General features: G+C 64.8%; 21 protein-coding genes. 11 read left to right on the plus strand and 10 right to left on the minus strand.

What is annotated here, in order from left to right; translation table 11 throughout:
* The first annotated feature begins 19 nt into the window (after nucleotides 1-19).
* Nucleotides 20-787, plus strand: coding sequence for an amino acid ABC transporter ATP-binding protein (locus tag ACSF9G_RS07850; protein WP_436640209.1), 768 nt, complete (start codon nucleotides 20-22; stop codon nucleotides 785-787).
* Between the two features lie 152 nt (nucleotides 788-939).
* On the opposite strand, the gene ACSF9G_RS07855 is transcribed toward ACSF9G_RS07850, so the two are convergent.
* Nucleotides 940-2115: a site-specific integrase gene (locus ACSF9G_RS07855; protein ID WP_436640219.1), complete on the minus strand. Its 1176-nt coding sequence runs from the start codon at nucleotides 2113-2115 to the stop codon at nucleotides 940-942.
* A 112-nt stretch (nucleotides 2116-2227) separates the two neighbouring features.
* Between ACSF9G_RS07855 and dusA the strand changes: the two genes are divergently transcribed.
* Nucleotides 2228-3241 (plus strand): tRNA dihydrouridine(20/20a) synthase DusA, encoded by a 1014-nt coding sequence (gene dusA, locus ACSF9G_RS07860; RefSeq protein ID WP_436640229.1) that lies wholly within the window; start codon nucleotides 2228-2230, stop codon nucleotides 3239-3241.
* Nucleotides 3242-3296: 55 nt separating this feature from the next.
* Entirely contained in the window at nucleotides 3297-4097 is an 801-nt protein-coding gene (locus tag ACSF9G_RS07865) for a sulfite exporter TauE/SafE family protein (protein WP_436642080.1), read from the plus strand.
* Nucleotides 4098-4190: 93 nt separating this feature from the next.
* Here ACSF9G_RS07865 and ACSF9G_RS07870 read toward each other — a convergent pair whose 3' ends face one another.
* Complete coding sequence (locus ACSF9G_RS07870; RefSeq protein ID WP_436640231.1) at nucleotides 4191-4652, minus strand: MerR family transcriptional regulator; 462 nt, start codon at nucleotides 4650-4652, stop codon at nucleotides 4191-4193.
* Between the two features lie 318 nt (nucleotides 4653-4970).
* Nucleotides 4971-6011, minus strand: a complete 1041-nt coding sequence (locus tag ACSF9G_RS07875) for an AraC family transcriptional regulator (RefSeq protein ID WP_436640233.1) — start codon at nucleotides 6009-6011, stop codon at nucleotides 4971-4973.
* 148 nt (nucleotides 6012-6159) lie between these two features.
* Here ACSF9G_RS07875 and ACSF9G_RS07880 point away from each other — a divergent pair, with 148 nt between their 5' ends.
* Nucleotides 6160-6624, plus strand: coding sequence for a hypothetical protein (locus ACSF9G_RS07880; protein ID WP_436640235.1), 465 nt, complete (start codon nucleotides 6160-6162; stop codon nucleotides 6622-6624).
* Nucleotides 6625-6694: 70 nt separating this feature from the next.
* Here ACSF9G_RS07880 and ACSF9G_RS07885 read toward each other — a convergent pair whose 3' ends face one another.
* The 4 genes from ACSF9G_RS07885 to ACSF9G_RS07900 form a co-directional block, all read right to left on the minus strand.
* Nucleotides 6695-8194: a phosphomannomutase/phosphoglucomutase gene (locus ACSF9G_RS07885; RefSeq protein ID WP_436640237.1), complete on the minus strand. Its 1500-nt coding sequence runs from the start codon at nucleotides 8192-8194 to the stop codon at nucleotides 6695-6697.
* 70 nt (nucleotides 8195-8264) lie between these two features.
* Nucleotides 8265-8774 carry a retropepsin-like aspartic protease family protein gene (locus ACSF9G_RS07890; protein ID WP_436640239.1) on the minus strand — a complete coding sequence of 170 codons (510 nt, stop codon included), beginning with the start codon at nucleotides 8772-8774 and terminating at the stop codon, nucleotides 8265-8267.
* A 157-nt stretch (nucleotides 8775-8931) separates the two neighbouring features.
* Nucleotides 8932-9642, minus strand: coding sequence for a retropepsin-like aspartic protease family protein (locus ACSF9G_RS07895; RefSeq protein ID WP_436642082.1), 711 nt, complete (start codon nucleotides 9640-9642; stop codon nucleotides 8932-8934).
* Nucleotides 9643-9736: 94 nt separating this feature from the next.
* Nucleotides 9737-11266 carry a sensor histidine kinase gene (locus ACSF9G_RS07900; RefSeq protein ID WP_436640241.1) on the minus strand — a complete coding sequence of 510 codons (1530 nt, stop codon included), beginning with the start codon at nucleotides 11264-11266 and terminating at the stop codon, nucleotides 9737-9739.
* Between the two features lie 146 nt (nucleotides 11267-11412).
* On the opposite strand from ACSF9G_RS07900, the gene ACSF9G_RS07905 reads away from it, so the two are divergent.
* The 4 genes from ACSF9G_RS07905 (at nucleotide 11413) to ACSF9G_RS07920 (ending at nucleotide 13964) form a co-directional block, all read left to right on the plus strand.
* Nucleotides 11413-11904 carry a thermonuclease family protein gene (locus ACSF9G_RS07905; protein WP_436640243.1) on the plus strand — a complete coding sequence of 164 codons (492 nt, stop codon included), beginning with the start codon at nucleotides 11413-11415 and terminating at the stop codon, nucleotides 11902-11904.
* Between the two features lie 70 nt (nucleotides 11905-11974).
* Nucleotides 11975-12586 (plus strand): glutathione S-transferase family protein, encoded by a 612-nt coding sequence (locus ACSF9G_RS07910; RefSeq protein WP_436640246.1) that lies wholly within the window; start codon nucleotides 11975-11977, stop codon nucleotides 12584-12586.
* A complete protein-coding gene (locus ACSF9G_RS07915; protein WP_436640248.1) occupies nucleotides 12583-13329 on the plus strand; it encodes an MBL fold metallo-hydrolase in 747 nt (248 codons plus the stop codon). Before ACSF9G_RS07910 ends, ACSF9G_RS07915 begins: the two co-directional genes overlap by 4 nt.
* Before the next feature lie 17 nt (nucleotides 13330-13346).
* On the plus strand, nucleotides 13347-13964 hold the full coding sequence (locus ACSF9G_RS07920) for a uracil-DNA glycosylase family protein (protein WP_436640250.1): 618 nt from the start codon (nucleotides 13347-13349) through the stop codon (nucleotides 13962-13964).
* Between the two features lie 14 nt (nucleotides 13965-13978).
* Here the strand turns inward: ACSF9G_RS07920 and ACSF9G_RS07925 are convergent, their stop codons facing one another.
* The 3 genes from ACSF9G_RS07925 to moaA form a co-directional block, all read right to left on the minus strand.
* Nucleotides 13979-15208, minus strand: a complete 1230-nt coding sequence (locus ACSF9G_RS07925; RefSeq protein WP_436640252.1) for a multidrug effflux MFS transporter — start codon at nucleotides 15206-15208, stop codon at nucleotides 13979-13981.
* On the minus strand, nucleotides 15205-16197 hold the full coding sequence (locus ACSF9G_RS07930) for a DMT family transporter (RefSeq protein ID WP_436640254.1): 993 nt from the start codon (nucleotides 16195-16197) through the stop codon (nucleotides 15205-15207). Before ACSF9G_RS07930 ends, ACSF9G_RS07925 begins: the two co-directional genes overlap by 4 nt.
* 151 nt (nucleotides 16198-16348) lie before the next feature.
* Complete coding sequence (gene moaA / locus ACSF9G_RS07935) at nucleotides 16349-17377, minus strand: GTP 3',8-cyclase MoaA (RefSeq protein ID WP_436640256.1); 1029 nt, start codon at nucleotides 17375-17377, stop codon at nucleotides 16349-16351.
* 306 nt (nucleotides 17378-17683) lie between these two features.
* Between moaA and ACSF9G_RS07940 the strand changes: the two genes are divergently transcribed.
* From ACSF9G_RS07940 to ACSF9G_RS07950, 3 genes are all read left to right on the plus strand, one after another.
* Nucleotides 17684-18301, plus strand: coding sequence for a TorD/DmsD family molecular chaperone (locus ACSF9G_RS07940; RefSeq protein ID WP_436640258.1), 618 nt, complete (start codon nucleotides 17684-17686; stop codon nucleotides 18299-18301).
* A gap of 138 nt (nucleotides 18302-18439) precedes the next feature.
* Nucleotides 18440-18640, plus strand: coding sequence for a twin-arginine translocation signal domain-containing protein (locus ACSF9G_RS07945; protein WP_436640260.1), 201 nt, complete (start codon nucleotides 18440-18442; stop codon nucleotides 18638-18640).
* 79 nt (nucleotides 18641-18719) lie between these two features.
* Nucleotides 18720-21611: a formate dehydrogenase subunit alpha gene (locus ACSF9G_RS07950; protein ID WP_436640262.1), complete on the plus strand. Its 2892-nt coding sequence runs from the start codon at nucleotides 18720-18722 to the stop codon at nucleotides 21609-21611.
* The last annotated feature ends 7 nt before the right edge of the window (nucleotides 21612-21618 follow it).

Here is a 21618-nt window from a genome sequence, read left to right on the forward strand (position 1 = left end):
CGGAGGAAACTGAATCCATATGTTGCACACTTCAATATCGCCACCGACGGCGACTGACACCGTCATCAGTCTTGAAAATGTGGGCAAGCGCTACGGCAATTTTGCTGCCCTTGAGAACATAGACCTGCAAGTTCGAGCGGGCGAGAAGATTGTCATTTGCGGGCCGTCCGGTTCGGGAAAGTCCACCTTGATCCGCTGCATCAACCGAATCGAGCATCACGACGCCGGGCGGATTGTCGTGGACGGGACGGAATTGACCGGGAGTATCAAAAACATCGGTGCCGTGCGCCGCGAAGTCGGAATGGTCTTTCAAAGCTTCAACCTGTTTCCGCATCTGACGATTTTGGAAAATTGTACCTTGGCACCCATCAAGGTCCGCAGCGTCGGTGCTAGTGCGGCGCGGGAGACCGCGATGAAATATCTGGAAAAAGTGCGCATTCCGGAACAAGCAAGCAAATATCCTGCTCAGCTTTCGGGCGGACAACAGCAACGCGTCGCCATCGCGCGCGCCCTCTGTATGGAACCAAAGGTCATGTTGTTCGACGAACCAACATCCGCGCTCGACCCGGAGATGATCAAGGAAGTTCTTGATACGATGGTCGGACTCGCGGGTGACGGAATGACGATGTTGTGTGTCACTCATGAGATGGGTTTTGCCCGGCAAGTAGCAGACAGGGTCGTCTTTATGGACCAAGGCAAGATCGTCGAGCAAAACAAGCCGGACGTCTTTTTCAACACCCCACAGACAGAGCGTGCTCAGAACTTTTTGCGGCAACTTGTCCACTGAACGCGGGGCTATCCATACATCAACTGATCGACATCGATCTGCTCGGTCTCGACCAAAGAACCGCGTCTCGTCACCCGGGTAATTTTGTGAATATCAATCCGGGCTTCGCGATGGCGGAGGCGCCGGACGCCCGAGACCGGTGACGCGATCGCTTAATGGTTTCGGCCTGCCGTCCGCTGGGAACGCCGTCTCCGGGGAAACTGCCCGTGTTGCACGAGCTTTAGGGCAGGGTCCTTCCTGGTCACTTCCGTGAGCCATTTCCAGCTATCGTACTTGTCTCCTGTCTGCCGCAGGTGCGTATAGCGCTTGAGCGACGTCCACGACCGGTGTCCGGAGTTGGATGCGACCTTGGGTATGTTCAAGCCAAGCTCGAACAGCCTCGAAACACCGTCGTGCCGCAGGTCATGAAAGCGGAGGTCGTTGATCCCGAGAAGCTTGCACGCTCGCGTGAAGGACGCACCGATCGCGTCGGTGGTGTAGGGGAAGATCTGATCGGCGACTTTGGGCATCGCCTCGACGATCGCAAGTGCTTCCTCCTGCAGGTCGCACCACACATCGTTACCGATTTTCTGGCCGGGATTCTTCATGTCGCGCACCAGTACGCGCTTGCCTTCCTTGTCCAGGTCTTTCCAGGTGATCCGGATGATCTCTTCCTGCCGGCGGGTTGAGAAAATGGCGAAGGCGATGATCCGATGCATTGGTATGGAGGACGGCCTAGCAGCCGACCGATCCTTGAAATGCTGCATGAGCCTATCGAGTTCATCGAGGGTTGGCCGACGATCGCGTTCACGGCTCTTCGTCGTTAGACCCAACCGATCCGCGACGATCCAGGCGTCCTGCATGGCTTGCCGGTCAAGAGGGTAGTCCCAGGCAGGGCGCGCGATGGCGAATACAGCGCCGAGGTGAGAGAGATAATTTGAGACGGTCTGCGGTTGAACCCCACTCTCGAGTTTCTCGCGCGCGAACGCGACAATATCGGCACTGGAGATCGACGCACATGTTTTGTCGGCGATATCGAAATTCTTGATGCTCTTGAGCACCTGCGCTTTTGTGCGTCCGATCTTCTCGTTGCTTTCGCGGATGTAGAGATCTATCGCGTCGGAGAGCGTCGGGTCTTGGTTCCCACTCGACCTGGATTTGAGCGCGACCTCAAGCGTGCCAGGTTGACCGAGCCGATATTCGCGTTGGCTGAGCCAGGCGTTGGCTGTTGACCGGAGCTCGAAGGTTTTGTTCTCACGCAGAACGATCTTGCCGCCGCGCTTTATGACAATCTGCGCGAGCCATGCTACAGATCCGTCCTTGCGTGAACGCTTTACGATCGTGCCCATATCGGTACAACATTGCCTTTAGCGGTACAACATTTGTTGTACTTTCCGGCTAAAAAGGTACAAAATCAGCCCAAATGAGGCAAGGGCAAAAATGAGAGATATGGACTAAGTAGTGGAAAAAGAAGGACAATCGCACATTAGCGTATCTCGGCGTTTTGCCGTCGCGCCCATGTTGGACTGGACGGACAGGCACTGCCGGTATTTCCACCGGCTGCTGACCCGTCACGCGCTACTCTATACCGAAATGGTGACGGCCGCCGCGATCCTGCACGGCGACCGCCGGCGTTTGCTGGGCTTCGACGCGGCCGAGCTTCCCGTCGCCGTCCAGCTCGGCGGCTCCGACCCCGAAGAGCTGGCCGAAGCCGCCGCCATTGCCGCGGGATTCGGCTACGTCGAGGTCAATCTCAATGTCGGCTGCCCGTCCGACCGGGTACAGTCCGGCCGCTTCGGCGCCTGCCTGATGGCCGAGCCCGAGCTGGTCGCCGACTGCGTGCGGGCGATGAAGGCCGCCGTCGCCGTCCCGGTTACAGTGAAGTGCCGGCTCGGCATCGACGATCAGGATACCGGCGCGCCGCTCGACCGCTTCGTCGCCGCCCAGATCGCCGCCGGCGCCGACGGGCTCGTCGTCCATGCCCGCAAGGCCTGGCTGAAGGGCCTGAGCCCGAAGGAGAACCGCGACGTCCCGCCGCTCGACTACGATCGCGTGCATAGGCTCAAGCGCGACTTTCCCGGCATTCCGATGTCGTTGAACGGCGGCCTCGGATCGGTGTCGGAGGCGGTCGCGCACCTGGAGACGCTAGACGGCATCATGTTCGGCCGTGCCGCCTATCAGCGGCCGGGGCTGCTGCGCGAGGTGGACCGGCTCGTCTTCGCCGATCCGGCGCCGCCGATCACGGACGAGGCGCTGATCGCGAAAATGCACGCCTATGCCGACCGCGAGACCGCGCAAGGCGTCCCGCTTCATCACGTGACGCGGCCGATGATCGGCCTGTTCCACGGCGAGGCCGGCGCGCGCGTGTGGCGGCGGATGCTGACCGTCGACGCGCAGCGCCCCGGCGCGCGTCCCGACCTCGTTCTCGATGCCTATCAAACCCTCGCGCGCGCCGCCCGGCGCGACGCTGCCTGACGTCACATCTCAACGAAAGGTCACGACTTTGGTCCTGGATTTCTCGGTCGCCGACATGGCGATGTTCGCGCTCGCGTTGGTCGCGACAGGCATCCTCACCGGCCTGCTGGCCGGTGCCTTCGGGGTCGGTGGCGGCGCCGTCATCGTGCCGGTGCTCTATCAGTTCCTGACCGCCCTCAAGGTCGATCCGGCGCTGTGCATGCATATCGCGGTCGGCACCTCGCTTGGCATCATCATCCCGACGTCGATCCGCTCGTTTCTGTCGCACCGCAAGCGCGGCATGGTGGACATGAAGCTCTTGCGCGGCTGGGCGGTGCCGGTGATTCTCGGCGTGATACTCGGCGCGCTGATCGCCGACATGATGTCGAGCACGGGCCTCAAGGCGACCTTCGCCGTCCTGGCGCTGCTCGTGGGCGTGCGCCTTGTGCTGGGGACGAGCGGGGCGCGTCTGGGCGCCGATCTGCCCGGCGAGCCGGCGCGGTCGTTGATCGGCGGCGCGATGGGAACCCTGTCGACGCTCATGGGCATCGGCGGTGGAACCTTCGGCAACACGATCATGACGCTCTATGGCCGGCCGATCCACCAGGCCGTGGCGACATCATCCGGGCTGGGCGTGCTGATCTCGATCCCCGGGGCGATCGGGTTCATCTGGTCGGGGTGGGGCGTGGAAGGCCTGCCGCCGCTGTCGCTCGGGTTCGTCAACCTGCTGGGCGTCGCCCTGGTGATCCCGGTGTCGACCCTGGTCGCGCCGCTCGGGGTGCGGCTCGCGCATGCGCTGAAGCGGCGACAGCTGGAAATGGCCTTCGGCATTTTCCTGCTGATCGTCGCGGCCCGCTTCGGGTACAGCCTGCTGTAAGGGGAGGGGAGAGCCCCCCGGCGGCCGCAATGCGCGGGGGGCTATTCCGGATCGGTGGCACCGGACCGACCGGCCCGGTTCAACCAGTGCGGATCAACCGGCGACGGCGGATGCCTTGTCGCTCAGCTTCTTGTTCAGCCCGTCGATCAGTTTCAGGGCTTCGCGGGTAAAGCTCTCGACCTGTGCCTTCTCCGCCTCGAGGGCATCGAGCCGCGCGGTCGCCTTCTCGAGAGCCACGCGGATCATCGGCGTGTCGTCATTCGCGGTGCCCGCCCGCAGGATCTCGTGGATGTCGTCGAGCGGCATCCCGATCTTCTTGCCGTTGGCGATGACCTCAAGGCGCTGCCGGTCCTCCACGGAATAGAGGCGACGGTTGCCATTGCGGCGCGGAGAAATAAGACCCTTCTCCTCGTAGAAGCGCAGGGCGCGCAGCGTAAAGCCGAACTCCCGCGCGATTTCGCCGATGGTGAACAGGTTGCGGTTCGCTGCCGCGCCCGCCTCTCGTTCGCCGTGCCCCTGGGGTAGGCCAAGGACCACACCAGATTCATGTGTCACTTCATCTGCCTCCAAAGTCGCCCACGGATAGTGCATGGCATGGGATCGTTCTGATCGAATGCCATGTCGTCGAAATCCGTTGACATATAAACATACGACGTGTTCCCGAGAGCTTTGGATCGCCACACGGGATCTGTGGGAACGCGACAACTGTACGATTCAATTCATCGGTTCCTGGTCGGACAGCGGACCGATACGTCCGCAGCAGCCATGTCGTTGCGCTAGCTTATGCCACGCGATGAAAACGACATTATTATCTATGGGCGCCATATAATTAACATTTCACCGCGCCGGGGGTGAGCGGTGGCGGCGGGGCCGTTACCGCCCGGTCGGCTCTCTCCGCAGTTCCCCGCGCACGACGCTCGGCTTCTTGCCGAACCAGCGGTAGGACGCGCGCGTGAACGCGCTGGGCGCTGAGAAGCCCAGTTGATAGGCGATCTCCGAGAAGCTGAGGCTCGGATCCTCGAGATAGCGCTCGGCCAGCGCCTTGCGTGTTTCGTCGAACAGCTGCTGGAACGAAGTGTTGTGTTCGGAAAGATAGCGCTGGAGGCTGCGTTCGCTGAGCCCGAGGCGGCGCGCCACGCGCTTCAGCTGGGCACCGTCTTCGCTCGGCAGCGCCTGGATGATCTCCTCGCGGACGCTGGTGATCAGATCGCGCGCGTGGTTGCGCTCCACCTGGATCCGATGGAGAAGCCTGCAGGCGATGCGAAAAAGCGCGGGATCGGCGTTCGCCGGGGTGGCGGAGAGCGCGTCGAGGGGAAAAGCGATCAGGTTCGTGCGCTGAGAGTACTCGATCACGCGGCCGAGGATGCGGCGATGGCAGTCGAGCGTACGCGGTGCGGGGCGAACCAGCTGCACCGCCATCGAGCGCCAGTTCCGGTCGATGATCGGCATCAACAGGCCCATGATCAGCACCGCCGCGAAATCGTTGAGCTGCCAGCGTTTCACCATCAGCGGCGAAAAGCCCCATTCGACGACGACGCGATTCGATTCCACCACGAGTTCGGCGTAGGCGACGTCGATCCGCGTGCTCAGGTAGCGGGTCAGTATTTCCAGCGCCGTCCGGCCGTCGGCGGCGTTCGCCATGGCAATGGCCAGCGGTCCGGCGGGAGCCGTGAGCTGCCATTCGCCGAGACGTATGCCGAAGCTGTCGTCGGCGGATAGAAACGCCGCGACTTCCAGGAACTTGGCGAAACTGTCGAGGTTGACGAATTGCTCGTCGTCCTTGGGATCGAAGTCCGCAAGGCCGACGGCTCCGGCAATGCTCTCGTAGCTCAGGCCGGAAGCGTTCGTGACCTCGGCGAGTCCGGTCAACAGCGCTGCCGAGACCTGGAGGCGGTCGGTGCTGACGCCGTGCATGTCTTTCCTAACGTTGCGGAACAACAATTTGGCGCGGGAGGATAAAAGTCGCAATGCCCTATCGGCAACTGAGCGAATAGCATGGCCACCTATTTTCCGTTTCACGTATTTCGAACGCGGTGGGGAGCTGTTCGGGACATGAATTTCAATGAGTGACGCCGTTGGGTCGCCCGCGCCCGAAAGCGCCGATCCCGCGCTTCACGATCTCTATCGCCGCTGGGTCGATCTCAGCGGAGACGGGCGTTTGCCGTCGGCGCAGGAGCTGGGGGTCGACGATCTTATGGAGCGGCAGCCCGGAGCGGTGCTGATCACCGTCGAGCCGCGCGCCGAGGGAAGCCGGCGCTATGTCTATTCGCGGGTCGGCGCCGGCCACCAGGCTGTGCTCGGTCGCGATATCCAGGGCTATTCCATCGATGAGCTGGCCGCTCCCCAGCAGGTGGACTACTTCGAGTCGGTCTACGACAGGGTCGTCGATGAGGCCCGGCCTCACTATTGGATGCGGGTGAACGCGCAGGTCTGCAGCAAGCTGCACACCTTCGAGCGGCTGATCGTTCCCGTCTCCGAGGACGGGGATACCGTCGACGGCTTCGTCGGCGTCTGGATCTGGCTCTAGACAGCGCGGCTCGGTCGCATAGCGGCTGCCGGCGCGAACAGTCGCGCCGGCGCGTCGCGGGAAATTCGATTCAGATCTTCTGGTTGTATTCGCCGACTTCGGGCTGGGCCGACAGGTAGTCGTCGATCTCGGCGAAGATCGCCCGCATGTTGGCCTCCGAGGTCGGGCTCTCGACGACGACGACGAGTTCCGGCTTGTTGGAGGAGGCGCGAACCAGGCCCCAGGTGCCGTCCTCCAGCACGAGGCGGATGCCGTTGACGGTGATGACGTCGCGGACCTTCTGCCCGGCCAGGCTGTCGCCGGCCTCCGCGCGCGTCTTGAAATGCGCGATGGCCCTGTCGACCACGTCGTATTTCACCTCGTCGGCGCAATGCGGCGACATGGTCGGCGACTGCCAGGTCTGCGGCAGCGCGGCGCGAAGCGCAGACAGCGGCGTGCCGGCATTGTGGTCCAGCATCTCGCAGACCGCGATCGCGGCGACCAGGCCGTCGTCATAGCCGCGGCCCACCGGCGCGTTGAAGAAGAAGTGGCCGGATTTCTCGAATCCCGCCCGTGCGTCGAGTTCGTTGACGCGCCGCTTGATGTAGGAATGGCCGGTCTTCCAGTAGTCGACCGAGACGCCGTTCTCCTTGAGCACGGGGTCGGTGGCGAACAGGCCGGTCGATTTCACGTCGACGACGAACCTGGAGCCCGGGTGCCGGGCGGACAGGTCGCGGGCGAGCAGCACGCCGACCTTGTCCGCGAAAATCTCCTCGCCGCTATCGTCGACGACGCCGCAGCGGTCGCCATCGCCGTCGAACGCAAGTCCGACGGCGGCGCCGCTCGCCTTCACCGCGTCGGCGACGGCGTGCAGCATCTTCATGTCTTCCGGGTTCGGATTGTATTTCGGGAAGTTGTAGTCGAGTTCGCAATCCAGCTCCACGACCTCGCAGCCGATCGCCCTGAGCACCCGCGCGGCGAACAGCCCGGCGGTGCCGTTTCCGCACGCCGCGACGACCTTCAGCGGCGTCTTGAGCGTCTTTCCCGCGACGAGGTCGGCGACATAGCGCTCGCCGAAATCCTCGACATACGTGTAGGAGCCGCCCTGACGCTGGACGCCCGCCCCCGACAGCACGATCTCCTTCAGCCGGCCGATCTCGTCGGGGCCGAAGGTCAGTGGCCGATCGGCGCCCATCTTCACGCCGGTCCAGCCGTTGTCGTTGTGGCTCGCCGTGACCATGGCGACCGCGGGAACGTCGAGCGCGAACTGGGCGAAATACGCCATCGGCGAAACTGCCAGGCCGATGTCGTGAACCCGGCAGCCGGCCGACATCAGCCCGGCGACCAGCGACAGCTTGATCGACTGCGAATAGGACCGGTAGTCGTGGCCAACGACGATATCGGGCCGCACGTCGCGCTCGTGCAGCAGCGTGCCGATGCCCAGGCCAAGTGCCTGTGCGCCCATCAGGTTCAGTTCGCTGCCGATCAGCCAGCGGGCGTCGTACTCGCGAAAACCGGTCGGTTTGACGAGCGGGGTGGTCTCGTAGGCCGCGGTGTTGGCCGCGACCGCTGCGGTCGGCTTTGGAAGCATCACCTGTCCATTCGATCGTTTCGACGATGGCGAGAGCAGTTACAGCACTCTCGTACGGGAAGGAACCGTCTCATTTGACGAGTTCGAGGGTATCTCCGGATAATTTGACGCTGGCAAGGCGGCCCAGGAAGCTCATGCCGAGCAGGCTGGAGGCGAGTGCGTCGTTTTCGGCGACCATCGCGCGCACGTCGCGCAGCACGATCCCTTCGACCTCGATGCGATCGAGCATGACGCTGGCCACGTTGACCTTGCCGTTGGCGGTCTGGACCGGGATGTTGAAATCGAGCGTGCGCGGGTCGAAGCCGGCGCGCCTGGCGTCGGCTTCCGTCAGCGCCACCGCCGATGCGCCGGTATCGGCGAGCATGTCGATCGTCCGGCCGTTCACCGTGGCCTGGACCAGGAAATGCCCGCGAGGGTCGGCGCGCAGCCGCACGGTGAGGGGCGCGGTGGCATAGGTGGACGAATTGGCGGACTCGTCGCGGCCGGCGTCCGGGTTCTCCGATTGGCTGACGTACTGCTCGAGCTTCGGGGCCGCGTAGACGGCGGCGCCGAGGACGAACAGGATTGCGAGACCGCGCATCATCGCGATGGCTCCGGGTTGCCCGTCCGGACAGGTCGCCTGTTTGGACTTGCGCGAACGGCCCTCGAGGCTAGGCGAAAAGGGTAAGTCGAGGGTGAAACCGTTCGCCGGCCTCCGGCCTCGGTAAACGAACGGTAAACGCATAATGGACGCCGGGTCAGCGCGGTCCCGTCAGAACCATCTCGTCGCCGCGCACCGAATAGGACGTCAGCCGGTCGAGCACGTTCACGCCGAGCAGGTTGTCGTTCAGTGCGCCCGGCGGCGCCACGTAGGCGCGCAGGTCATGGAAGGCGAGGGGACCGATCTCCAGCCGGCCGATCCTGGCCGGCGCCATGAAGGTGATGCCGTTGGCCGTCTCGACCGGCACCGAGTAAGAGAGCCCGCCCGGGTCGAGTCCCGCCGCGGCGGCGGTCGCTGGCGTCAGCGTCAGGACGCTCGCCCCGGTATCGACGATAAATCGCGCACCGGCGCCGTCGATGGTGCCGCGCGCGCCGAAATGGCCGCTCGCGTCGCGTCTGAGCGCGACGACGATGCGTCCGTCGGTATCCGTCGATGAGATTGGCGCGCCCGGCACCAGCTCTCCGAAGATGCGGGCGCCGAGGCCGGCGAACTCTGTGCGATAGCTGTACAGGGTCACGAGGATGAGTATCCCGCCGAGCCACACGGTGGCATGCCGCAGCGCGGTACCGGTGTTGAACCGGCGGCTGGCGAGCATCGAGCCGCCAATGACGATCAGCAGGGCGACCCCGCTGACCAGCGAGGCGAAGTCCGCGTTGGTGACGCCGCCGACCATCCCGTCGGAATGGCGCGACACCAGCACGATGGCCGCGAGCACAAGGATGCCGATGCCGATCCAGGCGAAGTTCATGCCGCGCACCTTGTCTGCTCTCCTGCCGGTTGAGGTTGCTTGCGCAGGGATATGTGGCGCACCGCGCGCATCCGCAACGGATCGTCGGATGCGGTCAGGCCGCCGAGCGCCGCCGCGGCCGCAGCACCGGTTTCTCGTCGTCCAGTGGCGGCAGCGCCTTCATCACCCGTTCGCGCGGGAAAATGACGATCGCCTCGGTGCCCTCGCGCAGTTTCGAGCGGAAATCGAAGCGCCCGCCGTGCAGTTCGATCAGTTTCATGACGATCGGCAGGCCGAGTCCGGTGCCTTCGTCAGCGTTCTTGATGGCCACGGAGCCGCGCCCGAAGGTCTGCAAAACCGTCGGGATCTCGTCCTCGTGTATCCCAGGGCCGCTGTCCTTGACGCTGAGATACTGCCCGCCGCCCGAGGTCCAGCCGACGGTCAGCGTCACCTTGCTGCCGTTCGGCGAGAACTTGACGGCGTTGGTCAGGAGGTTGAGGACGATCTGGCGCACCGCGCGCTCGTCCACCCAGATCTTCGGTAGGTCTACCTCGAAAACCTCCTCGATCGTGATGCCGCGCTGATCGGCGCGCAGCTTCGCCAGATGATGGCAGTCCTGCACCGTGCCCGGCAGCGAGACCGCTTCCTCCTGCAGGGCGTAGCGGCCGGCCTCGATGCGCGACAGGTCGAGGATTTCGTTTATCAGCTCGAGCAGGTGCTGGCCGCTGCGATGGATGTCGCCGGAATACTCCTTGTAGGCGGGCACGCTGTGCTTGCCGAGGATCTCGTCCTTGAGAACCTCGGAAAAGCCGAGGATGGCGTTGAGCGGGGTGCGCAGCTCGTGGCTCATGGTGGCCAGAAAGCGGGATTTGGCCAGATTGGCCTCCTCGGCCCGCCGCCGCGCCTCCTCCGACAGCGCGGTCGCCTGTTCCAGTTCGCCGATCAGTGCATCCTTCTCCTTGCGCAGACCGAACATCGCCAGCACCGTCGACTGAAACTGGCGGGCGATGATCATGAAGAAGACCTGTGCGCCTGCCGCCAGTCCGGCCATGGCGTAGTAGAGCGGCTCGCCCAGCATCGAGAACCGCAGCACGATCGCCGCGGTGATGGGCAGGGTGCCGGCCAACGAGGCCATCGGCAGGTTGCTGGCCGTCAGCGTGCGCATCGCCAGCACGACGATCAGGACGGCGAACATGAAGATGATCGGCTCGGTCTCGTGCGTGGGAACCGAGAGGAACGCCATCGTCGACCACATCACGCCGTTCAGGAATTCTGCGGCGAAGAACCGGCGCTCCCACAATTCGGCGCTCAGCTTATGCGTTCTTCCGAGCTCGAACCGCCGGCACAGATACGTCAGGATGCCGTTGCTGATCAGGACGCCGGCGAGCCACACCGAGGATTCCGACCATGGAACCCAGACCGTAATCATGCCTGCGATGATGATCGCCAGCAGCGGTACGACCAGTGCGATGCCGGTCTGGTTGCGCGCGTAGGCCAGGATCAGGTCCCGGTCGAAGGCAGGATTGGTTCCCGTGTGCGACGTCAGCCGCTCGCGGACCTGGCGGACCTTGCCGGAGACCGAGCGGCGACGTAGAGCCGCCTGTTGCTGGTCCGGGAGATTTGCGGTCCCACCTTGCTCGGTCATCGCGTTACTGCAAACTGTTACGCCGCCGCGACGCCGCCGCGACGAAGGAGAACTGCCCCCTTGTGCGGCAAATTCCTTAAGATCGTCGTAAGAATCGATTCATCTAGTTTCGAGGTTTTCCATTGCCCCGCCGGTCCCGCAGATACGTGGCCCGTTTCGATGAGGCGCTGACAGCGGTCCTGGCTGTCGCGCTGCTGTTGCTGGTCGCCGTGTATCTGCCATCCGACTGGCGGCGCAGCTATTACGGCCCTGCGCGGGTGATCGACGGCGACACGCTTGTGGTCGGCAGCGTGAAAACCAGGCTCAAGGGCATCGATGCGCCGGAGACGGGGCAGTTCTGCCGGCGCGCCGGCGAGCTCTGGCGCTGCGGCGAGGCATCGACGGCGGCGCTGCACGGCATGATCGCCGGCCGCAACGTGACGTGCGACGGCGCGGGCAGGGACGTCTACAACCGCGTGCTTGCGGTGTGCCGGGTCGGCGGGCTCGACCTGAACAGGGAAATGGTAAAGAAGGGCTGGGCCGTCGCCTACGGCGCCTACGAAGCGCAGGAAAGGGCCGCGAAATCGGCCGAAGCCGGCCTTTGGTCCAGCGAATTCGAGCGTCCCGCCCTCTGGCGCGAGATGTTCAAGGGCACATAAGGCGATCGGGCACTTGCCCGTGCCGCCGCCGCTATGATCCACTGAGACGGAACGACAGGGAACGCCTCACATGAAGCTCTACACGTCCACCCGGGCACCGAATCCGCGGCGCGTCGACATTTTTCTGGCCGAAAAGGGCATCGAGGTGCCCAGGGTCGAGATCGACATCATGAAGCAGGAACACAAGGCGCCCGATTTCATCGCGCGCAATCCTATGATGCGGGTGCCCGTTCTGGAGCTCGATGACGGTACCCATATCGCGGAATCGATCGCGATTTGCCGCTACTTCGAGGAACTGCAGCCCGAACCGCCGCTTTTCGGCGTCGATACGCTCGACAGGGCGCTTGTCGAGATGTGGCAGCGACGCATCGAACTCAATCTGATGTTCCCCGTGGCGATGGCCTTCCGGCACACCCATCCGGCGATGGCGGAGCTGGAAACGCCGCAGGTGGCCGAATGGGGCGAGGTCAACAAACCGCGCATCTTCACCATGCTCGAATGGCTGGACGGGGAACTGGCCGCCCGCCCGTTCATCGCCGGGGAGCGCTACACGGTGGCGGATATCACGGCGCTGGTGGCTATCGATTTCATGCGGCCGGTCCGGCTTGGCGTTCCCGAAAGCTGCGCCAACGTGCTGCGCTGGTACGCGGACGTGTCCCGCCGGCCGAGCGCCGGGGCATGAGCCTGAAACTCACCATAGTCGGCTGCGGCGACGCCTTCGGCAGCGGCGGGCGTCGCAATACGTGCTTCCATCTGGAGACGGAAGACGCGCGCTATTTCGTCGATTTCGGCGCCAGCGCGATGGTCGGCGTCAATGCCCTCGGCATCGATACCAACGCGGTCGATGCCGTCATCCTGTCGCATCTGCACGGCGATCATTTCGGCGGGCTTCCCTTTCTCATCCTGCACGCGCATTTCGTAACGAACCGGACACGGCCGCTGACGATCGCCGGCCCCCCGGGTGTCGAAAAACGCATTCGTGCCGCCCAGGAGGTTCTTTTCCCGGATTCCTCCAACATCGAACTCGGTTTCGAGCTTCGGTTCGTGGAACTGGTCCCCGGCAAGAATACCCATGTCAGCGGTGCCGAAATCGAGGCCTTCGAGGTGAGCCATCCCTCCGGCGCCCCGCCGCTGGCCCTGCGCATCAGGACCGGGGAGCGGCTGTTCGCGTTCTCGGGAGACACGCTGTGGCTCGACGTGCTTGTCGACGTCGCCCGCGACGCCGACCTGTTCATGTGCGAGTGCTACGCTTTCGAGGAACCGATCCCCTATCACGTGCGCTATCGCGACCTCGAGGCGAACCTGCCCCGACTTTCCGCCAGGCGCATCATGCTCAATCACCTCGGCCCCGAGTCGCGCGGGCGCGCCGGCGAGATCGACAAGTCCATCGAGCGCGCCGAGGACGGCCTGGTCGTCGAGGTGTGAGCGCCGACGCCGGATCCGTGACGCAGATCGACCGGCTCGCCGGCGAAATTGCCGCCTGCCGGGTGTGCGTGGACACTCCGCGCGGCAGGCCGCTGCCGCACGAGCCCCGGCCGGTCGCCTGGCTGTCGGGCAGCGCGCGGCTGGCGATCTGCGGACAGGCGCCGGGCACGCGCGTCCACGCCACCGGAATTCCCTTCAACGATCCGTCCGGCGACCGCCTGCGCGACTGGATGGGCATCGGCCGCGAAACCTTCTACGACCGCGCGCGGATCGCGATCGTTCCGATGGGCTTTTGTTTTCCCGGCCTCGACGCGAAGGGCGGCGATCTTCCGCCGCGCCGCGAATGCGCCGCGACCTGGCACGACCGTGTCTTCGCGGCCATGCCGCAGATCGAGCTGATCGTGGCGATCGGCCAGTATGCGCAGGCCTATCATCTGGGGGCGGCCCGCCGTCGCTCGCTGGCCGAGACGGTCGCCGCCTGGCGGGAGATCTGGGACGGGCAGGCGTCGCCCCGCGTCCTGGCGCTGCCGCACCCCTCGTGGCGCAATACCGCCTGGCTCAAGCGCAATCCGTGGTTCGAGACCGATGTCGTGCCGGTGCTGCGCGCCGAAGTGGCGCGCCTGACAAGCGCCTGATCAGTGGCGCCTGATCAATGGCTCGGTTCCTCGATCGGATCGGGAAACCGCATCGCCGCCAGGAACGCAAGCAACGCGGCACTCGCACAGGCGCCGATGACGATGGCAAGCGGGATCGCCGTACCGTTGTGCGTTGCGCCCACCAGGATGGTCGCCACCGTGGCGGCGCCCATCTGCAGGAACCCGCCCAGCCCCGCGGCGGCGCCGGCGAGATCCGGCCGGACGCTGACGGAACTGGACACCGCGCTCGCCATCACCAGGCCGTTCGAGAAGGTGACCAGCATCATCGGCCCGAACAGGGCGATCGGGATGTTCGGCCCGGCGAGCGCCATGACGATGAGCGCCGTCGCACCGATCACACCCAGGATCACGCCGAAACTGATCATGCGCCGCGTGCCCACTCTCTGGGCGTAGCGTCCGGTGACAAAGTTGCCGAGCATGTAGCCCGCCGCCAGCATCATCGCCCACAGGCCGAACTCGCCGGGGCTGCGGTGCATCAGTTCGATGACGATATAGGGCGCGCCGCCGATGAAGCCGAAGAACGTCGCCGAGGTGAACGACATCACCGCCGCGAAGCACAGGAAAAGGCGATTGTGGGCAAGGATCCAGAAGGATCGGATCAGCGGCCCGAACCCGGAGGATTCGCCCCGGTTGTAGTGGGTCTCCGGCAGGCGCAGCGCCACCAGCACGGTGACGCCGACGCCGACCACGACGAGGAGCAGGATGCCGGCGCGCCAGCCCAGCGTTTCCTCGAACAGGCCGCCGAGCGCCGGGCCGAGCATCGGCGCCAGCACCATCGACATGGTGACGTAACCCAGCAGGCTCGCCGCCTGGTCCCGCGTGAACAGATCGCGCAGGATCGCCCGGCCGAGAACCAGCGCCGCGCACCCGCCCGCACCCTGGATGAAGCGGCCGACAAGCAGCATTTCCAGGTTCCAGGCCAAGGCGGACATCAGGCTTCCGACGAGGAAAATGACGAGACCCGCGATGATCACCGGACGGCGTCCGAAGCGGTCGGAGACGCCGCCGTAGATCAGCTGGGCGAAGGACAGCGCGATCAGGAACACCGTCAGCACGTACTGGGCGGCGTTGTAGCTGGCGTCGAACTCCCGCGCCATCGACGGCAGCGACGGCAGCACCATGTTCATGGACATGACGCCGAGCCCGGTCGCGACGATCAGGATGGCCAGAAGCTGGCCGCGCTTTATGCCGTCGGCGACGGTCTCTGCCACGGTATCGGTCATGACTCCGCACCCTGCTTGAGTGCCGGGTCGGTCGCGGCCCGGCTGGTCCGGTGGACGCGGCTTTCGCGGTAGAAGACATAGAGGCCGCTGCCGACCACCAGCACCATGCCGGCGCCCGCCAGCGGATCGGGTAGCTGTCCCCAGACCAGATAGCCGAGCAGGATCGCCCACACGATGATCGAATACCGGAACGGCGCCACCAGCGAAACCTCGCCGTGCCGCATCGCCTCGGTGATGAAATAGAAGGCGCCCGACAGCAGCGCGGCGGCGCAGGCCAGGTAGATCAGCACCTCGCCGGGCACCGGTTTCCAGGGCTCGGCAAGCGACCACGCCCCGCCGACGACGGTGACCGAGATCATCGAGACGAGCGCGACGAAGGGCGTGGGGAGTTCGGCCGGCAGGTAGCGGCTCGCCAGGTCGCGCAGCGCGGCGAACGCGAGGCTGGCGACGGCGAACAGCGCGTAGGCATTGAAATCCGCGCCGCCGGGCTGGACCACCAGGAGCATCCCGACGAACCCGGCGACGACCGCGGCCCACCGGCGCCAGCGCACGATCTCGCCCAGCAGCATCGCCGAAAGCACCGTCATGACCAGCGGCATGCCCTGCAGGATCGCCGTGACGTTGGCGATCGGCATCTGGAACAGGGCCGTTAGAAACAGTAGTGTCGAGCCGATCTCGCCGATCACGCGCAGGCCCATCACCTTCCAGCCGCGCCGCGGCCAGGTGCTGAGCGCGCCCATGTACCACGCCAGGATCGCGATCAGCACGCAGGCGATCCCGCCGCGAATGAACAGGATCTGCGGCAAATCGAGTGACGCGCTGGACAGCTTCACGAAGGTGTCGTTGGTCACGAAGAAGAACATCGCCGCCAGCATCGCCAGCATGCCGTGCAGGTTCTCGCGCGCCGCCGTTTCCGGGGCGGTGGCGACGGACGTGGATGTTGATCGGGCAGAGGCGTCGCTCCGGCCACCGGGCTTGGACAGAAACACGGGAATTATCCGAATGCGATTTCTCGTTGCACCGCGGCGGAAATACGCCAAATGAAAGTATTCCTTATCACGCCGGGGCAGGCCCCACTACTGGCGCTACCGTTCAGCCGATATGCCGAAAAAGCAGAGCTTGCTATTCGTACCGGCGGCTTCAGCCGCCGGTGACGTTCATGTGGCGGGCGACGGCAGGGCGGGCATTGCGCCGGTCGATGACGAAATCGTGGCCCTTGGGCTTGCGCGCGATGGCCTCGTCGATCGTTGCCTGCAGCAGGTCGTCGCTTTCCGAGGCCCGCACCGCCGCGCGCAGGTCGGCGGCGTCGTCCTGGCCGAGGCACATGTAGAGCGTACCGGTGCAGGTCAGCCGCACGCGATTGCAGGACTCGCAGAAATTGTGGGTCATCGGCGTGATGAAGCCGATCCGCCCGCCGGTTTCCGCGGCCTCCACGTACCGTGCGGGCCCGCCGGTCTTGTAGGGAATGTCCGTCAGCGTCCAGTGCTGTTCCAGCCGACGGCGCACCTCGCTCAGCGGCAGGTAGTTGTCGGTGCGGTCGAACTCGATCTCGCCCATCGGCATGGTCTCGATGAAGGTGATGTCCATGCCCCGGCCGTGCGACCAGCGGATCAGCCCGTCGATCTCGTCCTCGTTGACGCCCTTCAGCGCCACCGCGTTGATCTTGACCCGCAGGCCGGCGTCTTGCGCCGCGTCGAGGCCGGCCATCACCTTGGCCAGGTCGCCCCAGCGCGTGATGGCGCGGAACTTGTCGGGATCGAGCGTGTCGAGCGAGACGTTGATGCGTTTCACCCCGCAATCGGCGAGCTCCCCGGCGAAGCGGGCAAGTTGCGATCCGTTGGTGGTGATCGTCAGCTCGTCCATCGCGCCGCTGTCGAGATGGCGGGACAGGGTGCGGATCAACGACATGATGTTGCGGCGCACCAGCGGCTCGCCGCCGGTCAGGCGCAGCTTGCGCACGCCGCGTTCGACGAAGGCCGAAGCGACGCGGTCGATCTCCTCGAGCGTCAGCAACTCCGCCTTCGGCAGGAACGTCATGTTCTCCGCCATGCAGTAGTGGCAGCGGAAGTCGCAGCGGTCGGTGACCGAGATGCGCAGATAGGTGATGTGTCGGGCGAAGGGATCGACAAGCGGCGCGCGTGCGGCCGTGCGCGGCAGTTCGATGGTCATCTTGATCTTCCTGTCCCGGTCGGGCCTTGCGTACCGCCGGGGGTTCCTGAGCGTTTCTGGTTGCCGGTTCTTGGTTGATCTGGGGCGCCGGCGCAATGCGACAAGTCAATCCGAAACCAGGTCCACGCGCAACAGAACAATAAAACAATTTCCGCTGGGGCAAGATCGCGACCACAATCCCGCCAGAAATCGCCATTCTTGACGCCAGCGCGATAGTCGGATCGATTAGTTCCCGAAACAGAAAGATTGAATGCTTGCATCGAGTCGATGCTCGCGACACAGTTGACGTAGGAGGAACAGCGGTCAATGGCCGCATTGATACAAACAAAAGAACAGATAACGACGGCAGTCGCTCAGGAGGACGAGGTTCGCGCGCAGCTCTACAGGCTGCTGGCGCGGCTTCTCGCTCGCCCGGCGGCGCGATCCGATATCGAGCTTGTCGCCGCGATAGGGGGAGACGAGAGCGACCTCGGCCGTGCCCTCGCCGAGCTTTCCCGTGTCGCCGGCACAGTCGAGCCCGCACAGGTGGAGCGCGAGTACCACGATCTGTTCATCGGCCTTGGCCGTGGCGAACTGCTTCCGTTCGGCTCGTATTATCTCACCGGCTTCCTGCACGAGAAGCCGCTGGCGCGGCTGCGCGACGACATGGCCGGCCTGGGCATCGAGCGCGATCCCGCTGTGAAGGAGCCCGAGGACCACATCGCCGCCGAACTCGACATGATGGCGGGGCTGATCCTCGGCGACTACGGCGAACCGGCGGCCCTGTCGCGGCAGAAGCGCTTCTTCGCCGATCACGTCGGTCCCTGGGCCGGACATTTCTTCAAGGATCTCGAGAAAGCCAAGGCGGCGGTCTTCTATGGCGCCGTCGGTGGCGTCGGTCGCGTGTTCATGGACGTGGAGGAGGCCGCCTTCTCTATGGAGTGACGTCGAGGGGCGGCTTTTTGCCCCCTTCGATGCAGGAAAGCCGGACGATAGAGATTTCGGCAGTTGGCAAGTGGGAATTTCGGATGCGGTCGGCGGGCGCCTTGAACGCCAGCGGGTCGTGCAAAGGGGAGAAAAGGAATGCCTGAAGGGAAAGATCGCAAGGCGACGGGTCGCCGCGAGTTCCTGAAGCTCGCGAGCTTGGGGACCGTTGTCGGCGGCGCCAGCCTGCTTATGCAGGACGCGCCGGCGCAGGCCGCCGCAGCCGAGACCGCCAAAGACGGCAAGGGCTATCAGGAAACGCCGCACGTTAAGGCCTTCTACGAGTCGACCCGGTTCTGACACCGGGGCCGTTGGCGAAGGCAACGACCAAGGGCTGGTGGTGCCCCCGCGCCACTGAAAGCCCCAGGAGGAGAAGAAGATGCTCAGGAAGAAATCGGACGGCGTGGCGAAAAGCACCCGTTTGGCGCACATCCTCTCGGATGTGGCCGGCGCGACGATCGACCGCCGCACGTTTCTGCGCCGTTCGGGCCTGACCGCCGGTGGCCTTGCAGCCGCCGCGACGGTCGGCAGCGGCATGGTCCGCAAGGCCGAGGCGCAGACGGCCACCCCCGCCAATGTCGAGATCAAGAAGTCGGTCTGCACCCACTGCTCGGTGGGCTGCACCGTGCTCGCCGAAGTCAAGGGCGGCGTCTGGGTCGGCCAGGAGCCCGGCTTCGACTCGCCGTTCAATCTCGGCGCGCATTGCGCCAAGGGCGCCTCGGTGCGCGAGCATGCCCACGGCGACCGCCGGCTCAAATATCCCACCAAGCTCGTCGACGGAAAGTGGACCCGCATCTCCTGGGACCAGGCGATCGACGAGATCGGCGACAAGATGCTCGAGATCCGCGAGCAGTCCGGCCCTGACTCGGTCTACTGGCTCGGTTCGGCCAAGCACTCCAACGAGCAGGCTTACCTGGTGCGCAAGTTCGCGGCCTTCTGGGGCACGAACAATGTCGACCATCAGGCGCGTATCTGCCATTCGACGACGGTTGCCGGCGTAGCCAATACCTGGGGCTACGGCGCGATGACCAACTCGTACAACGACATCCACAATTCGCGCGCGATCTTCCTGATTGGCGGCAATCCGGCGGAAGCCCATCCGGTCTCGGTGCTTCACCTGTTGAAGGCGAAGGAAGAGAATTCCGCGCCGCTGATCGTCTGCGACCCGCGTTTCACCCGCACGGCCGCGCACGCCAGCGAGTATGTCCGCTTCCGTCCGGGCACCGACGTCGCCCTGATTTGGGGCATTCTCTGGCACGTGTTCGAGAACGGGTGGGAGGACAAGGAGTTCATCCGCACTCGCGTCTACGGCATGGAGGAGGTCAAGGCCGAGGTCGCCAGGTGGACGCCCGAGGAGGTCGAGCGCGTCACCGGCGTGCCCGGCTCGCAGATGCGCCGCGTCGCCCGTACGCTCGCCAACAACCGGCCGTTCACCATCATCTGGTGCATGGGCGGCACGCAGCACACCAACGGCAACAATAATACCCGTGCCTATTGCGCGCTGGGCCTGGCGCTCGGCTCGATCGGCACCGCCGGCGGTGGCGCCAACATCTTCCGCGGCCACGACAACGTCCAGGGCGCGACCGATCTCGGCGTGCTGATGGATACCCTGCCGGGCTACTACGGCCTGGCGGAAGGCTCCTGGAAGCACTGGGCGCGCGTCTGGGACGTGGACCATGAATATCTGGTCGGCCGTTTCCACGACCCGGAAATAATGACCAAGGCCGGCATTCCGGTCAGCCGCTGGTTCGACGGCGTGCTCGAGTCGAAGGAGAACGTCGACCAGCCCGACAATGTCCGCGCCATGGTCTTCTGGGGCCACGCGCCGAACTCGCAGACCCGTCTGCCGGATATGAAGAAGGCGATGGAGAAGCTGGACATCCTCGTCGTCATCGATCCCTATCCGACGATGAGCGCCGTGATGCAGGACCGTACCGACGGCGTCTACCTGCTGCCGGCCGCGACGCAGTTCGAGACCTACGGCTCGGTCACGGCGTCCAATCGGTCGCTGCAATGGCGCGAGAAGGTGTTCGATCCGCTCTTCGAAAGCCTTCCCGACCACGTCATCATGCACAAGTTCGCGACCAAGTTCGGTTTCGCCGACGAGATGTTCAAGAACATCGAGGTCGTCGACGGCGAGCCCTCCATCGAGGACACGCTGCGCGAGCTGAACCGTGGCATGTGGACGATCGGCTACACCGGCCAGTCGCCGGAGCGGCTGAAGAAGCACATGGCCAACCAGCACACCTTCGACAAGACCACGCTCAGGGCCAATGGCGGCCCGTGCGACGGCGACTACTATGGTCTGCCGTGGCCGTCGTGGGGGACCGCCGAGATCAATCATCCCGGCTCGCCCAACCTGTACGACCTCACCAAACCGGTGGCCGAGGGCGGCATGGGCTTCCGTGCCCGCTTCGGTGTCGAGCGCGAGGTCGACGGCGTCACGCACAACCTGCTCGCCGAGGGTGTCTATCCGGTCGGCTCCGAGATCGAGGACGGCTATCCCGAGTTCACCTACGGGATGCTGAAGAAGCTCGGCTGGGACAGCGACCTGACCGACGACGAGCGGGCGACGATCGAGCAGATCGGCGGCGACAACCCGGACGGGGTCAACTGGAAGATCGACCTCTCGGGTGGCATTCAGCGGGTCGCCATCGCGCACGGCTGCGCACCCTACGGCAACGCCAAGGCGCGCGTCGTGGTCTGGCAGTTCCCGGACCCGGTGCCGCTGCATCGCGAGCCGCTCTACACGCCGCGGCGTGACCTCGTGGCCGATTACCCGACCTACGAAGATGGTCGCCGGCACCGCGTGCCGGTCCTGTACAAGTCCATCCAGGACAAGGACTTTTCGCAGGACTTCCCGATCATTCTGACCTCGGGCCGTCTGGTCGAATACGAGGGCGGCGGCGACGAGACACGGTCCAACCCGTGGCTCGCCGAACTGCAGCAGGACATGTTCGTCGAGATCAATCCCTTCAATGCCAACGAACTCGGCATCAGGGACGGCGACATGGTCTGGCTGCACGGGCCGGAAGGCGCCAAGGTCAACGTCAAGGCGCTGGTCACCGAACGGGTAGGCAGGAACGTCGCGTTCATGCCGTTCCACTTCGGCGGCTGGTGGCAGGGCGAGGACCGAAGGTCCAAGTACCCGGATGGGGCCGACCCCTATGTGCTCGGCGAAGCCTCGAACACTGCGCAGACCTACGGCTATGACGTGGTCACGCAGATGCAGGAAACCAAGACCACGCTCTGCCGTATCGAGCCGGCTTGAGGGAGGA

It is taken from the genome of Microbaculum mangrovi (genome assembly GCF_051390635.1).
Taxonomy (GTDB): domain Bacteria; phylum Pseudomonadota; class Alphaproteobacteria; order Rhizobiales; family Tepidamorphaceae; genus Microbaculum.